14 protein-coding genes and 1 tRNA gene are annotated in these 15747 nt (G+C 65.6%); 8 read left to right on the plus strand and 7 right to left on the minus strand.

What is annotated here, in order from left to right; genetic code table 11:
- Entirely contained in the window at positions 1 to 795 is a 795-nt protein-coding gene (locus B3098_RS10395; protein WP_279975357.1) for an OmpA family protein, read from the plus strand.
- A gap of 21 nt (positions 796 to 816) precedes the next feature.
- On the opposite strand, the gene tssA is transcribed toward B3098_RS10395, so the two are convergent.
- Positions 817 to 1944 carry a type VI secretion system protein TssA gene (tssA, locus tag B3098_RS10400; RefSeq protein ID WP_286895838.1) on the minus strand — a complete coding sequence of 376 codons (1128 nt, stop codon included), beginning with the start codon at positions 1942 to 1944 and terminating at the stop codon, positions 817 to 819.
- A 133-nt stretch (positions 1945 to 2077) separates the two neighbouring features.
- On the opposite strand from tssA, the gene B3098_RS10405 reads away from it, so the two are divergent.
- Complete coding sequence (locus tag B3098_RS10405) at positions 2078 to 2332, plus strand: hypothetical protein (protein WP_239215195.1); 255 nt, start codon at positions 2078 to 2080, stop codon at positions 2330 to 2332.
- Between the two features lie 20 nt (positions 2333 to 2352).
- Positions 2353 to 2622 (plus strand): PAAR domain-containing protein, encoded by a 270-nt coding sequence (locus B3098_RS10410; RefSeq protein ID WP_105237403.1) that lies wholly within the window; start codon positions 2353 to 2355, stop codon positions 2620 to 2622.
- Between the two features lie 122 nt (positions 2623 to 2744).
- Here B3098_RS10410 and B3098_RS10415 read toward each other — a convergent pair whose 3' ends face one another.
- A complete protein-coding gene (locus tag B3098_RS10415; protein ID WP_286895843.1) occupies positions 2745 to 4679 on the minus strand; it encodes a bifunctional metallophosphatase/5'-nucleotidase in 1935 nt (644 codons plus the stop codon).
- A 245-nt stretch (positions 4680 to 4924) separates the two neighbouring features.
- Between B3098_RS10415 and B3098_RS10420 the strand changes: the two genes are divergently transcribed.
- Positions 4925 to 5527: an EAL domain-containing protein gene (locus B3098_RS10420; protein WP_286895847.1), complete on the plus strand. Its 603-nt coding sequence runs from the start codon at positions 4925 to 4927 to the stop codon at positions 5525 to 5527.
- 14 nt (positions 5528 to 5541) lie between these two features.
- Here B3098_RS10420 and B3098_RS10425 read toward each other — a convergent pair whose 3' ends face one another.
- The 3 genes from B3098_RS10425 to B3098_RS10435 form a co-directional block, all read right to left on the minus strand.
- The gene (locus tag B3098_RS10425) at positions 5542 to 6486 is read right to left on the minus strand and encodes a metallophosphoesterase (protein ID WP_286895850.1); all 945 of its coding nucleotides are present in this window, start codon (positions 6484 to 6486) and stop codon (positions 5542 to 5544) included.
- Positions 6487 to 6682: 196 nt separating this feature from the next.
- Positions 6683 to 6758 (minus strand) — tRNA-Lys (locus B3098_RS10430).
- Between the two features lie 141 nt (positions 6759 to 6899).
- On the minus strand, positions 6900 to 7646 hold the full coding sequence (locus B3098_RS10435) for a 3-oxoacyl-ACP reductase family protein (RefSeq protein ID WP_286896056.1): 747 nt from the start codon (positions 7644 to 7646) through the stop codon (positions 6900 to 6902).
- 114 nt (positions 7647 to 7760) lie between these two features.
- Here B3098_RS10435 and B3098_RS10440 point away from each other — a divergent pair, with 114 nt between their 5' ends.
- A complete protein-coding gene (locus B3098_RS10440) occupies positions 7761 to 8408 on the plus strand; it encodes a TetR/AcrR family transcriptional regulator (RefSeq protein WP_175125552.1) in 648 nt (215 codons plus the stop codon).
- Between the two features lie 11 nt (positions 8409 to 8419).
- On the plus strand, positions 8420 to 10012 hold the full coding sequence (locus B3098_RS10445; RefSeq protein ID WP_286895852.1) for a sensor domain-containing diguanylate cyclase: 1593 nt from the start codon (positions 8420 to 8422) through the stop codon (positions 10010 to 10012).
- A 100-nt stretch (positions 10013 to 10112) separates the two neighbouring features.
- Here B3098_RS10445 and B3098_RS10450 read toward each other — a convergent pair whose 3' ends face one another.
- Positions 10113 to 12188 (minus strand): AsmA family protein, encoded by a 2076-nt coding sequence (locus B3098_RS10450; protein WP_286895853.1) that lies wholly within the window; start codon positions 12186 to 12188, stop codon positions 10113 to 10115.
- A gap of 347 nt (positions 12189 to 12535) precedes the next feature.
- Here B3098_RS10450 and B3098_RS10455 point away from each other — a divergent pair, with 347 nt between their 5' ends.
- Complete coding sequence (locus tag B3098_RS10455; protein ID WP_286895855.1) at positions 12536 to 14458, plus strand: LTA synthase family protein; 1923 nt, start codon at positions 12536 to 12538, stop codon at positions 14456 to 14458.
- A gap of 23 nt (positions 14459 to 14481) precedes the next feature.
- Here B3098_RS10455 and B3098_RS10460 read toward each other — a convergent pair whose 3' ends face one another.
- On the minus strand, positions 14482 to 15114 hold the full coding sequence (locus B3098_RS10460) for a DNA-3-methyladenine glycosylase I (RefSeq protein ID WP_286895858.1): 633 nt from the start codon (positions 15112 to 15114) through the stop codon (positions 14482 to 14484).
- A gap of 117 nt (positions 15115 to 15231) precedes the next feature.
- Here B3098_RS10460 and B3098_RS10465 point away from each other — a divergent pair, with 117 nt between their 5' ends.
- Entirely contained in the window at positions 15232 to 15693 is a 462-nt protein-coding gene (locus B3098_RS10465) for a YkgJ family cysteine cluster protein (RefSeq protein ID WP_175139394.1), read from the plus strand.
- The last annotated feature ends 54 nt before the right edge of the window (positions 15694 to 15747 follow it).

Consider the following 15747-nt stretch of genomic DNA (forward strand, 5'->3'; position numbering starts at 1 on the left):
ATGCGCACATTCACTCTGGTCCTGGCCGCGGCCTGCTCCTGGGCGGCGCATGCCCAGGACGCGGCGACGGTCGTTCCCGCCAACGTCATCCCCCAACCCGGCCAGGTGGTCGCCAGCGGCGCGGTGCCCGACGAAGCCACCAAGGCCGACGTGCTGCAACGGCTGCAAAAGGTGTATGGCGTAGGCAATGTGATCGACCGCATCGACGTGGGCGGCGTCGTCGCCCCGCCGAACTGGTCGCAACACGTCGGCAAGCTGTTGGACAGTCCGCTCAAGCAGATCAACCGCGGACAGCTGGAAATCGACGGCACGCAGATCCGGCTGCGCGGCGAGGTGGACAACGAAGCCTCGCGCCAGCAGATCGCAAGCACCTTCGCCACCTCGCTCAACCCCACCTACAAGATCGTCAACGGCCTGCGCGTGTCGGCGGACAAGGACGAACAGGACGTGCTGGACAACCTGCTCAGCAATCGCGTGGTGGAATTCGAGACGGGCAGCACGCGCCTGACCGCACGCGGCCGCGAGCTGCTGGACCGGGTGGCCGATGCCGTGCCGAAGCTGCGTGCCGACAAGATCCAGATCATCGGCCATACCGACAGTTCAGGCAGCCGCAGCACCAACCTGGCGCTCAGCCAGGCGCGCGCGGACGCGGTGCGGGACTATCTGGTCGATAAGGGTTTGCCGGCATCGCGCTTTGAGGCGATGGGCGCCGGCCCCGATCAGCCGGTGGCCACGAACGCCACGCCCGAAGGCCGCGCCAAGAACCGGCGGATCGAATTCCGCGCGGCGCGCTGAGGCCGCGCGCCGAGGGCCGCCTTAGCTGCCCTCGCCGGCCTTCTTGATGCCAAGCAGTTCTTCCAGGCCCGAGAGGGTCTCGTCGTTCTTGACGACCGTGCGCAGCCACAGGTGCAACGACATCTCGCCCCAGCTTGCGGCCTTGTCTGCCAGGTAGGCAACCGGGCTGTGCGGCTCGGTGCGGCGAAAGAAATCGGCCACCTCGCGCAGTTGCGCCAGCGCCTGTTCGCGGGTCTGGATCGGACCGCGCACGGCGGCTGGTGCGGCGCCCTGCGCGGGCGTATCGACAGCGGGAAAGTGATCGGCGGGGGGCAAGGTGGGCTCCACTCGAACGGGAACGGCAGGTGCGGGCGCCGCGGGCGGCGGTGCGGCCGCCAGGTCGACACGGACCAGCAGGCCCGCATCGCGCGCAAAGCGGTGCACCAGTTCCGTGACATTGCGCAGCGACTCGCGCACACGGGAAAACGCCGGGCTTTCGTCGCCCAGCCGCTCGTCCAGCGTGCGCTCCAGTTGCGCCAGCGCCTGCGAGCAACCTTCGAGCTGCGTGTCCAGCTCGGAATAGAACGACGGCGGCGTATCGCGCCGCGCGGCGTCGAAGCGGTCCAGCGTCAGCTTGCCGCGCGTCAATTCATTGGCGTTGTCCGGCGTACGCTTGACGGCGTTGGCGAGTTGGCTCGCCGCCTCCCACAGCACCGCGCCGTAGCGCGCGCCGTCGGCCTGGGTCAGCGGAATCTCGCCGATCAGCTGCTGCGATCGCGACAGCAGCCACGCCAGATTGCCCACGCGCTGCTGCACGTCGCCGTCTTCCGGCACGGGATGCAGCCCTTCCCAATAATCACGGCACAGCCCGTCGATGAGCAGATAACCGTCACGCAGCCCGGCAAACCCGCGCGTCTTGGCCCAGGCTTCCGCCAGCCATGACGCGATGCGGATGTCCTTGCTGCGCTCGCGCAGCACCGTCGAGCAGATGCGCGCCACCTCGGGCCAGTCGGCCTCTTTCAGGTCGATGACCCAATCGCCTTGGTCGAGTTGGGGATCGTCATGCCGGCGCGCCTCGCGGATCGCGTCGAACTCGGGCGAAAACACCAGGTCGACGCCGCAAGGCGCGTCGCCGGGGATCGGAAGCAACAGGGCGTTGATGTCGGTCATGGGCGCGGAGCATATGTAAGTAGGCGCAAATCATCCCACAACCGTTTACGCAGGACGTTCAAAGATGACACGTCCTATTACAAAGCGCGTCACGATGCTTCGCTATGATTTGCGCTCCGATCAAGGAGCACCCATGACGACGAAATCGATCCGCATGTTGCCCGACGGGCACTTCATCGCCGGCACCCCGCGCCGCGCGCCCGACGGCACCATCGTCGGTGGAGAAGGTCCGATCACCCGCGCCCCGGACGGCACCTACGTGGCCGGCACGCCGCAACGCGCCCCCGACGGCAGCTACAAAGGCGGCGGCGGTCCCGTGCGCATGGCGCCGGACGGCACTTTCGTGGTGGGCCCGGCACGGCTGGCGCCGGACGGCACGTATCTGTAAACACATACTTGGCGCGCAACATGTCCCAACGCTCCGTCATCCGCAAGGGCGATAAAACGTCGCACGGCGGCGTCGTCGTGACCGGCGACGAAACCGTCGTCATCTTCGGGCAGCCGATGGCCCGCGTCGGCGATCGCGTCACCTGCCCCAAATGCGGCGACACCCACACCATCGTCGAAGGCGTGCAGAACGTCGGCTCGGACCGCCTCACCGCGCTGGAAGGCATGCGCACGTCGTGCGGCGCCACGCTGATCGCCAGCCAGCATTTCTATCAGTTGGAATACGGTTGAGCGACGGGCCTCGCGGCTGGCGCGAGGCCGAGCGCGTATTCAGAACGCGCGAAGGCGGGCCCCGCATCGGGGACCCGCCAACGGCACGGCAGGACCGGCGTTCCGGCCTGCCGGATTAACGATTACTGCTGCCAGTTGTGCGTGCTGTACCGGTCGTTGTCGATGCGGTTCAAGACAGGCAGGCCGGTACCCGAATCCTTCACCTGCATGTCGATGTAGGCCTGGAAGACATCCGCGTCCAGCACACCGATGTCGGAACGGCGCTCGGCCGGCACGTTGGCCAGCGTCGTGTAGCCGTCGCCGCCGGTGGCATTGAAGCTAAGCACGAACAGACGATAGGTGCGCGCATTATCCAGCGGCAGCCACGTGCTGGTGGCCTGGTCCAGATACTGGAAGTTGCTGGCGCGGCTGCCCTTGGCGTTGGACGCGGTCACATCCCAACGCAGGCCGGCCGCGTAGGGGTAAGGACCGTCCTTGCCGCCCGGCTTGTACGTCGCGTCCAGGCCATCCTCGATCATGGACTTGACCTCGTTGGCGGTCAGATCCAGGCGCCACAGCATGTTGCCGAACGGCACGACGGCGATCACGTCGGCGGCCGTCACCGTGCCGTTCAGCGCGCGGCGCACCCCACCACCGCTTTGCAGGGTCATGTCGGCGCCGCCGTATTCGGCATTGGCCACGTCCAGATAGGCTTGCGCCACCAACTGCTGGATGTCGCCGCCGCGCAGGGCGACGTTGCCTTCGCTCTCGCAAGCGGGGCTGGCTGCATTGCTGGCGGGCGTGGGACCCGGAATGCGGCGGAAGCACAGTTCCAGCGGCACCTGCGCGACGTTGGTCTTGCTGAAGCTGTCGATCTTGGCCTTGAAAGGTTGCAGCACCGACAATGCGGCGGCGTCCGGCGTCTGTTCGCGCAGGAAGCCGCTGGCTGCGACCCCGGCCTTGAAGGCGGCGCGATCGGCATCGGAGGCCGCAACCAGCGTGCTGCCCGACTTGACGCGGTAGTCGGTGTCGATCAGCACGTGGGGCGTGCCGGCGCAGTTCGTCACGTCGCCGTTGGCGTCGAAGCTGACCTTCAGTTCGCCTACGACTTGCGAGTATTCCCAAGCCTGCACCAGGCAGACGGGCTTGCCGTCCTTGTCGGCCAGACGGGTCGGATAGGCGCCGCCCGGCGTGCCCACGGCCATCGTCTTCATCGCGTCCGGACCCAGCAGCGTGTGTGAATCGCCACCCACCACCACGTCCACGCCGCTCAGCTTGGCAATGACTTCCTTGTCATAGCCGTAGCCGATGTGGCTCAGCAGGATCACTTTGTTGACGCCATTGGCGCGCAGGGCGTCGATCTGCGCCTGCGCGGCCACGGTTTCGTCGGTGAACGTCGTGTCCGCGTTGGGGCTGGACGATTCCTTGGTCTTGCTGGCGATCGTCAGGCCGACGATGCCGATCTTCTGGGCATCGCGTTCCACCACGATGGCGGGCTTGATCAGGTCGGTGCCCTTGAGCGGCGAGCTCGCGCCGAAGTTGACGTTCGCGCTCAGGACCGGCGTCTGGCAGGCGCCGGCGTGCAGGAAGTCGACAAAGCGCTTCAGGCCATCGTCGCCCTTGTCGAACTCGTGGTTGCCCACGGCCATGGCGTCAAAGCAGACCGTGTTCATCAGCGCGGCATCGGCCTCGCCCGGCTCGCCGGCGCGATTGAAGTACAGCGTGCCGGTCTGCGCGTCGCCCGCGTGCAGCTTCAGCACGTTCGGAGAATTCGCGGCCAGCTGGTCGATGGCGGCCTTCACGCGCGGCATGCCAGCGGCGGACACGGTCACTTCGGTATCGGCGCCCGCGGCGTTCTTCAGGGTCAGCGTCCGGTCCTTGCCGTCCAGCGTGGAGTGATGGTCATTGATGTGGAGGATCGTCAGCTCAAGCGGACGCGCCTGCACGGGAGGTTCGGTAACGGGCGGCGTCTCGGGGTCGCTGCTGTTGTCGTTGTCGTTGTCGCCACCGCAGCCAGCAATCAGCGCCATTGCGCTCATCATTGCGCAGGCCAGCGCATTCCGATTCCAGTGCTTCATTTTCCTTTTTCCCGTGGAGGCTATTCGAGGCCCGCATTCTGTTTGCCGCGTATGACGCAACGATGAATGCGAGCTGAAAACCTTCCGCGCAAGAAAAGGGTCGATTTTTCGCGTCCGGACATGCTTTTGACGCGTAGCTGGTGTAACGGGAGTGGCTATTCGCAAACACGAACAGGCCGCATCCGGCTCTGGCCCCGCTGCATGCCCACGAAGCGCTGGAACTGGTGGGCAACGCCGATCTCGCCTTGGTCAAAGCCAAGGCGGTCGGCCGCGGCCGCATTTCTGTCTTCGCTCCCAACCTGCGCCTGGAGGCCGTGGCGCGGCGCCTCTACGGCATGGAGCTGCACCGCGCGGTCGCCAAAGGCGAATTCCAGCTCTTCTATCAGCCGCAGATCAATCTGGCGACGGGCGCACTGACAGGCGCCGAGGCGCTGGAACTGGAGATCACCGAGAACATCGTGCTGAACAGCGACGACACGGTCTTGGAAACGCTGCAGCGCCTGCGCGCCCAAGGCGTAGGCATTTCATTCGACGACTTCGGCACGGGGTATGCCTCGCTGAGCCTTTTAAAGACCCATCCGATCACGCGCATCAAGATCGATCGATCGTTCGTGAGCGGGATACTGGAATCGAACCAGGACGCCACGGTGGTCCGCGCGATTCTGGATGTGGCGCGCAGCTTTGACCTGAACACCATCGCCGAAGGCATCGAAACGGATGCGCAACGCGAACGGCTGCAGGCCGAGCATTGCGAAGAAGGTCAGGGGTATCTGTTCGGAAAGCCGATGGCAGCGCAGCAGTTTGCGCAGACGTTCGGGATCGAGACGGCGCTGCGGATCATGGCTTGAAAGCCGTCGCGGCGTTATTCCCTTTCCCAGACCAGATTTTCATTGGACAGCGTGTCCTCGCCATCCCAGCGGTACGCCACCAGCGGACCGCCGGCTGCGGCCGACCAGTCCAGGCAGGCGAGCTTCCCGCTCTCGATCTTGGGCTGCCCCTTGAACCAATGGTGGCCGATGAACACGGGCGCGCCGGTGATGGGCGTCCGGTTGAAGCCCTCGGGCAATGCCAAGCCGCGGATCTGCTCTTCCTGGCCGGCCGGCACCAAAGCGACCTCATGCAAGGCACCGGCCCAATCGCGCCAATTGGCAAGGCGCACGTGGTGATGGCGGTGCCCCTCCTTGTCCTCGATGTAGCGGCCGTCAGGCAATGCCAATTCCATTCCCGACGTCAGCAGCTTCCTGGCTTGCTCCAGATCAGAGCCCTTTCGATGCGTGGCCACCAGCATGGCGTCATCCAATGACTTGCCAGCCACCCAACCCGCTTCGGTCAACGCTTTGACGGCACGGTCGTCCCAGCACGCATGCGCAACGCGAATGCCGCCCAAGTCCATGCAGGGCGGCAATTGGCGAAACCAGGCAACCCAGGCGGCATGCTCGGGGCTGCCTTCCCCTATCTGATCGATGAAGGCCCCGTGCTGCTTGCGGTTCTTCCGGCACGTCGCCGAGTCGCCGCGATTGGGCCGCAGGAATTCGCCGGGATGGTGAGGGTCTTCGACGGCGTAGCCGATGGCATTGAATTCGTGGTTGCCCATGACGCACAGCGCCTGGCCGTCATCCATCATGGCGCGGACGATTTCCAGGACACGGCGCTGCCCGGCGCCGCGATCCACCAGATCGCCCAGGAATATTGCCTGCCGGCCTTGCGGGGCCTTGTAGCCTTTGCCCGCCGGCATATAGCCGAGACAACGCAGCAGCCCCTCGAGCTTCAGGTCTTCGCCGTGGATGTCGCCAATGATGTCGTACATGCGTCGTCCTTCCTGCAATCCCCCTGCCGACTGTCGAGATGCGGCTCGCAAGCTAAGGAGATGAAACCGGAGTACGTTAGCATTGCGGCCAAAATTCCCACAAAGCAAAAAGCCCACCGTTTCCGGTGGGCTTAGCGCTGGGGTACTGCTGGGGGTTACTGCTGCAGTTACTGCCAGAAGTACCGCCAAAGAATTCTGGTGGGCTGTGAGTGGCTCGAACACTCGACCTACGGATTAAGAGTCCGCTGCTCTACCAACTGAGCTAACAGCCCTGCAAGTCACTCACTTTGATCTGCTGCTGCGCAAAGCGCTGTAGCGTTTCGTTATGTGTGTGCTGCGAAGAAAAAAGATTATATGGGGCTTTTTTTGTTTGTGCAAGTCGGGCGGCGAAAAAGTTTTGAAGGCATCCACTTTTAGGCCGCGTACCCGCCATCGACGGCCAAGCTCGCGCCCGTGACATAACGGCCTTCCGGTCCTGCCAAGAATGCGACCATCCCCGCGATGTCACGCGCCTCGCCGTAATGGGGCAAAGACAATACGGCAATCAGATCAGCCGCGCGGTCTCCGTCGGCCGGGTTCATATCAGTGTCGATGGGGCCCGGGTGTACGACGTTCACCGTGATCCCGCGCGGCCCCAGATCGCGCGCCAGGCCTTGCGTCAGTCCGACCAACGCGGACTTGCTGGCGGCATACAGCGCAACACCCGCGCGGCCCGCGCGTGGGGCCAGGCAACTGCCGATGTTGATGATGCGGCCGCCATCCGGCATCGAGCCCTGCGCCGTCTGGATGGCGACGAAAGGCGCGCGCACGTTGATGTCCATCGTCCGCTCGTAGTCGTCCAGGCTGGTGTCCGCGACATGCCCGGCCAGAAAAATGCCGGCGTTGTTGACCAGCACGTCGACAGGACCAAGTTCACGGATCGCGTCTTCGACGGCGCGCTTGACCGCGCCGGCGTCCGCGGAATCGGCCTGGATGGCTATCGCGCGTCGGCCCTGCGCCGTCAGCTCCTGCGCCAGCGCCCGGGCAGGCTCGGCGGACGATGCGCTGACATAGGTGAAGGCCACATTCGCGCCGTCGGCGGCGAGGCGTCGAACAATGGCGGCGCCGATGCCTCGGCTGCCGCCCGTGACGAACGCCACTTTTCCGTTCAAGTTCTGCATGGGAAACCTCGTTTTGTAATGATCGGTACAAATATCATCGCCGCGCGCTTGCGGCACGGTCAACAATTTTTTATCGATCAACACAAAATACGCGACGCGAGTAAAATCGCGGGCATGGCTGAACGTGGGCGCCCGCGGAACTTCGACCGTGCCCAGGCCTTGCAAAAGGCCATGGAAGTTTTTTGGTCGAAGGGATATGAAGGGGCATCGCTGACCGATCTGACGGAAGCGATGGGCATCAACTCGCCCAGCCTCTATGGCGCCTTTGGGTCCAAGGAAGGTCTTTTCCGCGAAGCCGTCGAGCTCTACCGCGAGACCGAGGGCGGGTCGGCGCGACGCGCGCTGCTGGCCGCTCCCACGGCGCGCGACGCGGTGCAGGCCATGCTGCTGGCATCGGCCGAACGTTTCACCGCCCCTGGCCTGCCGCCTGGCTGCATGATCGTCCTGGGCGCACCGGCTGGATGCGACAACCAGCCTGGCGTGGGAAATTTCCTGGGAGACAACCGGCGCGAGATGCAAAGCCGCATCCTCGCCCGTCTGAACGCAGGAGCCGCGCAAGGCGAATTGCCCGCCGGCGCGGACTTGAAGGGGCTGGCCGCGTTCTACACGACGGTGCTGCATGGCATGTCCATCCAGGCGCGCGACGGCGCCAGCCGCAAGACCTTGCAGGCGGTGGCGCGGCAGGCGATGCGCGCGTGGGACGCCCTGATCTGCGACGCCCCGCCGCCGTCCGGCGTGCCACCGGGCCGCGCCCGCAACTGACGGATGCCGTCATGTTCCGCGTCGACCTGCGGCGTCTCATCCTGTGGATCAGCCTGCTGTCGGTCGTCGTGGTGCTTGCGGGCGGCCTGCATGCCAGCTATCTGGTGCAGCGCGATCTGCTGCTGCGCAATGCCATGGACACGAACCGCATCTATGCGTCCAAGCTGGCGCTGACCACCGATGCGCTGCTGAACGACATTCGCCGTTATCTCGCCTACAGCGCCGACGAGCTGGCCGGCATGGAAAGCCGTCCCGAAAGCATGGCCGAGGAAACGCGGCGGCAGGAGCAGCAGCTGGGGCTTTTCAATTCCAGCTTTGTCTCATCACCTCAAGGCAGGGTGCTGGCGGTGTCGCCGTCGTATCCGCAATTGCTGGGACATCAGTTGGTCAGCGACGCGGTCAAGCAGGCGCTTGCCGCCCGGCAGCCGACGATCAGCGAGCCGTTTCAGGCCAGCAACGGCCGCTGGCAGATTCTCTACACCCAGCCGATTTTCTCGCGCGATTTCCGCTATCTCGGCTTCATCGCCGGCTCGCTTTACCTGCACGAGGACAACGTGCTGGATCGTCTGCTGGACCAGCATTTCTACCGCGACGATTCCTTTCTCTACGTCATCGACCGCAAGGGCACGCTGATCTATCACCCCAACAGCGCGCAGCTTGGCAAGCCGGCCCCCGACAACGAAGCCTTTGCCTCGGCGCGGCGTGGCGAGACCGGCGAGCGGCGCTTCATCGACAACGAAGGCCGCGACATGCTGGCGGGGTTTGCGCCCGTGCCCAGCACCGGCTGGAGCATCATCGCGCAGCGGCCGGTGGACAGCACGCTTGCCCCGCTTTCGGACCTGCTGATGGCCACCGCCCGCAACACCCTGCCCTTGCTGCTGCTATCGGTGGCGCTGATCTGGCTGTTGTCGCGCTGGATCGCACGCCCATTGGGGCAGATGGCCAGCATTGCCAAGCGCATGCAGGACCCCGATTCCGCGGACCGTATCCGTGCCGTGCGCTCGTGGTATTTCGAGGCCGCGCAACTGCGGCGCGCGCTGCTGATGGGACTGGCGTCGTTTCATCACAAGCTCAGCGACCTACGCCGCGAAAACACGACCGACACACTGACCGGCTTGCTGAACCGCCGCGGCATGGATGAGGCGCTGGCGCTGCTGGGCGCCGAAGGCACGCCGGTCGCCATCGTGGCGATCGACATCGATCACTTCAAACGCATCAATGATCTTTATGGCCACGCGGCGGGCGATCAGGCCTTGCAGGCGCTGGCCGGCGTGATGCGCGAGGGCTCGCGCAGCGGTGATGTGCTGACGCGGCCGGGCGGCGAAGAATTCGTGATGCTGCTGCCGGGCGCCAGCATGGCGGCGGCCATCGCAATTGCGCAGCGGCTGAGCGCGCGACTGGCGACGCCAGCGGCGACGCCGCTACCCGCCCCCCTCACCATCTCGGCCGGCGTGGCGCATTATCCGGAACAGGGCGCGACCCTCGAGGCGGTATTCGAGCGCGCCGATCAGGCGCTCTACTACGCCAAGAACCATGGCCGCAATGTGGTGTGCGCGGCCGACGAAGCCGCGCCGGATGGCTTTCGACTGATGCCCGGGGGCTGACCGTCACGCGCAGTGGCGGGACGGGGACGTCTGCGGTCACGCCGGCCCGCATATTCCTGTCACCTGGGCGGAGCCGGCGCATTCGCCGGCACGCGCCCGCTTACTTCTTGGCCGGCGCCGGCGCCTTCGGCGGCTTGCGCATCTGCTCCAGCAGCGGGCCGCACGCATTCTCGTCATTGGCGCTGGGCGCGATCAGCGCCAGCAGCCCGGCCGCCGGCGTCAGCAGCACGCCGAGCGCCACCATGCCCGCGCCGCGCGCCGCCAGCGGGGCGACATGCACGCCCACGTCGGGCGATCCGAACGTCCCGCGCACATACAACGGCGAGCGCAGCGAGAAGATGCGGAAGCCCTTGCTGTCGGGATCGATGTCCAGATCCATGGTCTCGTCCTTGAAGTTGGCCGAGCCGGTGATGGTGATCAATGCGTTGTCGGTGTCGAAAACGAAGATGCGCGGCGTCATCACGCCGTTCTTCAATTCCAGGTCCGCCGCGCCGCAGTTGATCTTCACTTCATCGTCGCCGAACAGCTTGGAGACCACGTAATTGGCGACGTTCAGACCGGCAAGCTCCATGAGGCTGCGGCTGATCACGCCGTCGTTGACCAGCATCTTGACGTCGCCATTCGCCGAGCCCAGCAACGCCGCCACGGAGTTGCCGGTGCCGCTGATCGCGAGGTCGCCGTTCAGCTCGCCCAGCGTCTTCTGCATGGCTTCCGCCGACGGAAAGAGTTGCTTGAGCTGCAGGCGGCGCGCTTGCATGTCGATACGGCCGGTGAGCGGCGCGCGCGAGCCGTCCAGGCGCGCAGTGGCGTTCATGGTGCCGCCCGCCATGCCGAAGCGCAGCGGATCCAGCGTGAGTTTGCCGTCCTGCAGGATGACATGCACCGACAGCTTGGACAGCGGCAGCTTGCTGTCATGAACGATCCGGGCGGCGTCCAGCGAGACATCCGCGTCCATGTCGCGCCAGCGGTCCGTACGGAACTCTTGCGTGGGCAGGACCTTGCCGCCCTTGGGCTTGGCGGGCGCGTCCTTGGATTTATCCACGGCCGACTTCGGCCCGCCGCCCGACTGCACGCCGATCAGCGGACCCAGGTCGGCCATTTGCAGGAGCTTGGACGACAGCTTGCCGGTCAGCTTGGGCCTGGGCGCGCCCAGCGCAAACGTGATGTCGCCGTGCAGGTCGCTGTCGCCGACCTTGCCGTTGAAGTTCTTGTAGTCGAACACCGCCCCGCCGGGATTCTGCAGCTTGGCCACCAGATGGCCGTCGGTGCTGTAGGGCGGCGTGTCGGGCAGCGTCACGCCGGTCAACGGATAAAGCTGCGCCATGGACGAGCCGGACAGTTTCAGGTGCAGGTCCAGCGCGCCCAGATTCACAGGATCGGTCAGCGTGCCCGCGACCGATGCGCGCGTGCCGCCGATGGACACATCGGCCTGCAAGGGGAAAGGCTGCTTGGGGTCCTTCAGGGCCAGCATGCCGCCGACCTTGCCTTCGCCCTTGGTGGCCAGCCCTTTGTACTTGCCGTCGACCTTCCAGCCGAACACGTAATCGCGCGGCGCCGGGGCCGTGCCGTCCTCGGGCACGAACGACTTACCCGTTACGTCGGCAAACGGCACGGGCTTGCCCAGCGGATCGACCAGCACCGTCAGGTCGGCCTTGAGCATTTCGTCGGCATAGCCGACGCGGCCTTTGTCGAATCCGATCTCGTTGATGTCCAGCACCCAGGGCGAGGGCTGGCCCGATTCCGGCAGGGTGAAGACCCAATTGGCGCGGCCGTCGGCCAGCCGTTCCAGGTCGGCGGCCGGCTCCGTCAATTGAATATGCCGGATGACGACGTGCTGAGCCAGCAGCGGCAAAGGCGACAGGCTGAATTCCGCGCGCTTGAGCGTGGCGAAATGCGGTGCCTTGCCCCACTCCGTATTGGCGATCGTGATGTCGTTGGCGACCACGCGCGGCCAGGGCACCCAGGACCGCAAGCCGCTTTCGCCGGGCTCGCGCTGCCATCGCACGCTCAGGTCGCCGTTGATTGCAAAGGGGCGCCCCATGGCGGCGGTGGCCCGTTCGTTGATCATGGGCTTGGCGCGGTTCCAGTCGAACGTGGCGATCACGATGATCAATACCGCCACCAGCAGGGCAATGCCCCCTACAATCCCGATCGCTATTTTTCTTGTGCGCGTCATGGTTACTATCCTTGGCTTGGCTGCCGGCCGCACACCGCTGGCCGGACTTGCTACCCCAGGGTATCGCGGCCTGTTGCGACGGTCTGACGGAACGACGCCATAATGTGTGCGGATTTTTCTGGGCGGTCGCGCCGGGCAGTCATGTCAACGGCACGAACGTCCGCGGCGTTGCGCAGCAAGTGCTGTGCCCGGGCGCTGGCGCCGCCGTTACAAACAGAGACCACTAGGGCGTGCGAAAACTGCCCTATCGGACGCCCTCACAGAATTTTTGACGCCGGCGTGGTTCCAATGCCAAATGACCGAATCCGCCCGCGCCGGGTGGTGAAGCAGGACAACCTGGAGGCCCGATGCGGCATTCAACCTTGATTTTCGTGTTGGCGGCGTTCGCGCTGCTGACGCTCAGCCGTCTGGCGCTTGCGCTGTGGCAATGGCAGCGCGTACGCAATGCCGGCGGTCTCGCGCCCTTGCTGCTGCGGGGACTGCGCATCGACGCGCATCAGATTGCGGTGCTGGCGGCGCTGCCGGCCGTCCTGTCGCCGCTTTTCGGTCACATTCCCTTGGCGGCAAACCTGGCCGCCGGCTGGTATCTGGTGGCGTTCGTGCTGCTGGCGTTCCTGGAAGTGGCGACGCCGCCCTTCATCATCGAATACGACTCCCGCCCCAACCGCCTGTTTGTCGAATACCTGAAGCATCCGCGCGAGGTTTCCGGAATGCTGTGGCGCGGTTACAAGGGCGCGCTGCTGGGCGGGCTGGGCGCGCTGGCGCTCATCGGCTGGGCCGCCTGGACGTTGCTGGGCCACGCGCGTCCCGACGCGCCTTTGACGTGGTGGCAGATGCCGCTTGCCAGCGTGGCGATCCTGGCCGTGGTGATCCTGGCCATCCGCGGCACGCTGAGCCACCGTCCGATCAACCCGTCCTCGGTGGCCTATAGCTCCGACGGGATGCTCAATACTCTGGCGTTGAACTCGCTGTACAACGTGTTCTACGCGGTCTACAGCATGAAGAACGAAAAGTCGGCCTCCGCCGTGTATGGCGACATGGACGACGACAAGATGCACGCTCTGGTGCTGGCGCAGTCCGGACTGCCGTATCCGCCGCCGAACCCCGATTACCCCAGCCTGCACCGCCAGCCGGCCACCCGCAAGACGCATCGCCCGCTCAACCTGGTCATCATTCTTGAAGAAAGCCTGGGCGCGCAGTACAGCGCAGCGCTGGGCGGCGCCAACCTGACGCCGGAACTGGATGCGCTGGCGCGCGACGCCTGGTCCTTCACGCGCGCCTACGCCACCGGCACCCGTTCGGTGCGCGGCCTGGAGGCCGTGACCACCGGCTTTCTTCCCACCCCCGCGCAGGCGGTGCTGAAGCTGCCGCGCTCGCAGCGCGGGTTCTTCTCGCTGGCGGATCTGCTGGGACGCCACGGTTATCACTCGCGCTTCATCTATGGCGGCGAGTCGCACTTCGACAACATGAAGGGCTTCTTCCTGGGCAACGGTTTCAAGCAGATAGTCGACCGGGCCGATTTTGTCGACCCGGCATTCGTCGGCACCTGGGGAGCCTCGGACGAGGACATGTTCAACCAGCTGGACCGCCTGCTGCGCGAAGACGGCGACCTGCCGACCTTCACGCTGGCGTTCAGCGTGTCCAACCACACGCCGTGGGAGTATCCGGCGGGCCGCATCGAGACCGACGGCAATCCCGCCACGGTCGAGAACACGGTGCGCTATGCCGACTGGGCGCTGGGCCGGTTCTTTGAAAAGGCCAAGGCGTCGCCGTATTGGGAGAACACCGTCTTCCTGGTGGCGGCGGACCACGATTCGCGGGTGTTCGGCGCCAGCCTGGTGCCGGTGCGCCACTTTCATATCCCGGCCGTGATCCTGGGCGCCGGCATCGAGGCGCGGCGCGACGACCGCCTGGTCAGCCAGATCGACCTGCCGCCGACGCTGCTGTCGCTGATCGGCGTGGATACCGAGCATCCGATGATCGGGCACGACCTCACGCGCAGCACGCCGGGACGCGCGATCATGCAGTACGACAGTACATACGGGTATCTGAAGGGCGACGACCTGCTGGTGCTGGCGCCCAACAAGACGGCGGTGCAATACCGCTACACCGCGCCCGAAGACTACGCCCCCGCGCCGCTGAACCCCGAACTGGCGACCGAGGCGCTGGCGCATGCGTTGTGGCCAAGCTGGGCTTACCGCGAGGGGCGTTACAGCCTGCCGGGGCAGGCGCCGGTGCAGACCGGGCCGGAGAACGGCCGCGCAGCCTGACGCGGGCCGTTCAGTACAAGGCGTCAGCCGGCTGGCCGCACGGGCGGACGCACAAACGGCCGCACAAACGCCTTGCGCTTTTTCTCGATGATCGCGTGGCAATGGCAGCCCGGGCTGTGGTCATTGACCATGCCCACGGACTGCATGAAGGCGTAGACCGTGGTGGGCCCCACAAATTTCCAGCCCAGCTTCTTGAGCGTCTTGGACAAGGCCTCGGACTGTTCGGACGTTGAAGCGCCGTAGGTGGACACCTTGGTGGGCGGCGCTTCGAAGCGCCAGAAATACGCGGCCAACGATCCTTCGCGGTCGATCATTTCCAGTGCCCGGGCCGCGTTGTTGATCATGGCTTCGATCTTGCCGCGATGGCGCACGATGCCCGCATCTGCCAGCAGCGCCTGGACTTCCGGTTCGCCAAAGGTTGCAAGCTTGGCGGGCTCGAAGTTGGCGAAACCGCGGCGGAAGGCCTCGCGCTTGTTCAGGATGGTGCGCCAGCTGAGTCCGGACTGGAAACCTTCCAGGCAGAGCTGTTCGAACAGCGCGCGATCGTCGCCTTCGGGGCGGCCCCATTCGGTGTCGTGATAGGCCATGTATTCGGCCGACGTGTCCACCCAGCCGCAACGGGCCAGGCCATCTGGAAAATCGGTTTTTGCGGACAAGAAAGCGCTCCTCTGGACTGACAGGGTACCGATGCTACTCCTGCAATGTCCCTGAAAAAAGTCGTAGCGGCCGCAACGCAAATCCAGATAATATTTCCGGCCTTCGGACCTACGCCCATGTCCCTGCCACTGACCTCGCTCGTCTCGTTTGTCTCGCCCGCGGTACTGGCCGGCGACGACCCGTCCGCCAATCCCTGCCTGGACTGCGGCGCCTGCTGCGCGCATTTTCGCGTGTCGTTTTACGTCGGGGAACTGGCCGGCGAAAACGGCGGCCACGTGCCGCTGGACCTGGTCACCCAGATGAGCCCGCTGCGCGCCTGCATGAAGGGCACGGAAATGGGCGGCGGACGCTGCATTTCACTGCGCGGCGAACTGGGCAAGCCCGGCATCCACTGCGACATCTACGAGAGCCGGCCCACGCCGTGCCGCGAGTTCGACATCTGGATGCCGGACGGCGCGCCCAATCCGGATTGCCAGCGCCTGCGGCTGTCGCTCGGCTTGACGCCGGTGCCGCCCCGGCCGGACGCAGAAAACGACCCGGAAGGCCCGTTGCATCCGGACCAGCCTGCCGCCGCCTGACGGCGCCGCCTCCCGACTGCGTGGCCCCCTGACTGCGTGGCACGCCTGACCGCG

It is taken from the genome of Achromobacter sp. UBA2119 (assembly GCF_002331005.1).
Taxonomy (GTDB): Bacteria; Pseudomonadota; Gammaproteobacteria; order Burkholderiales; family Burkholderiaceae_B; genus Achromobacter; species Achromobacter animicus.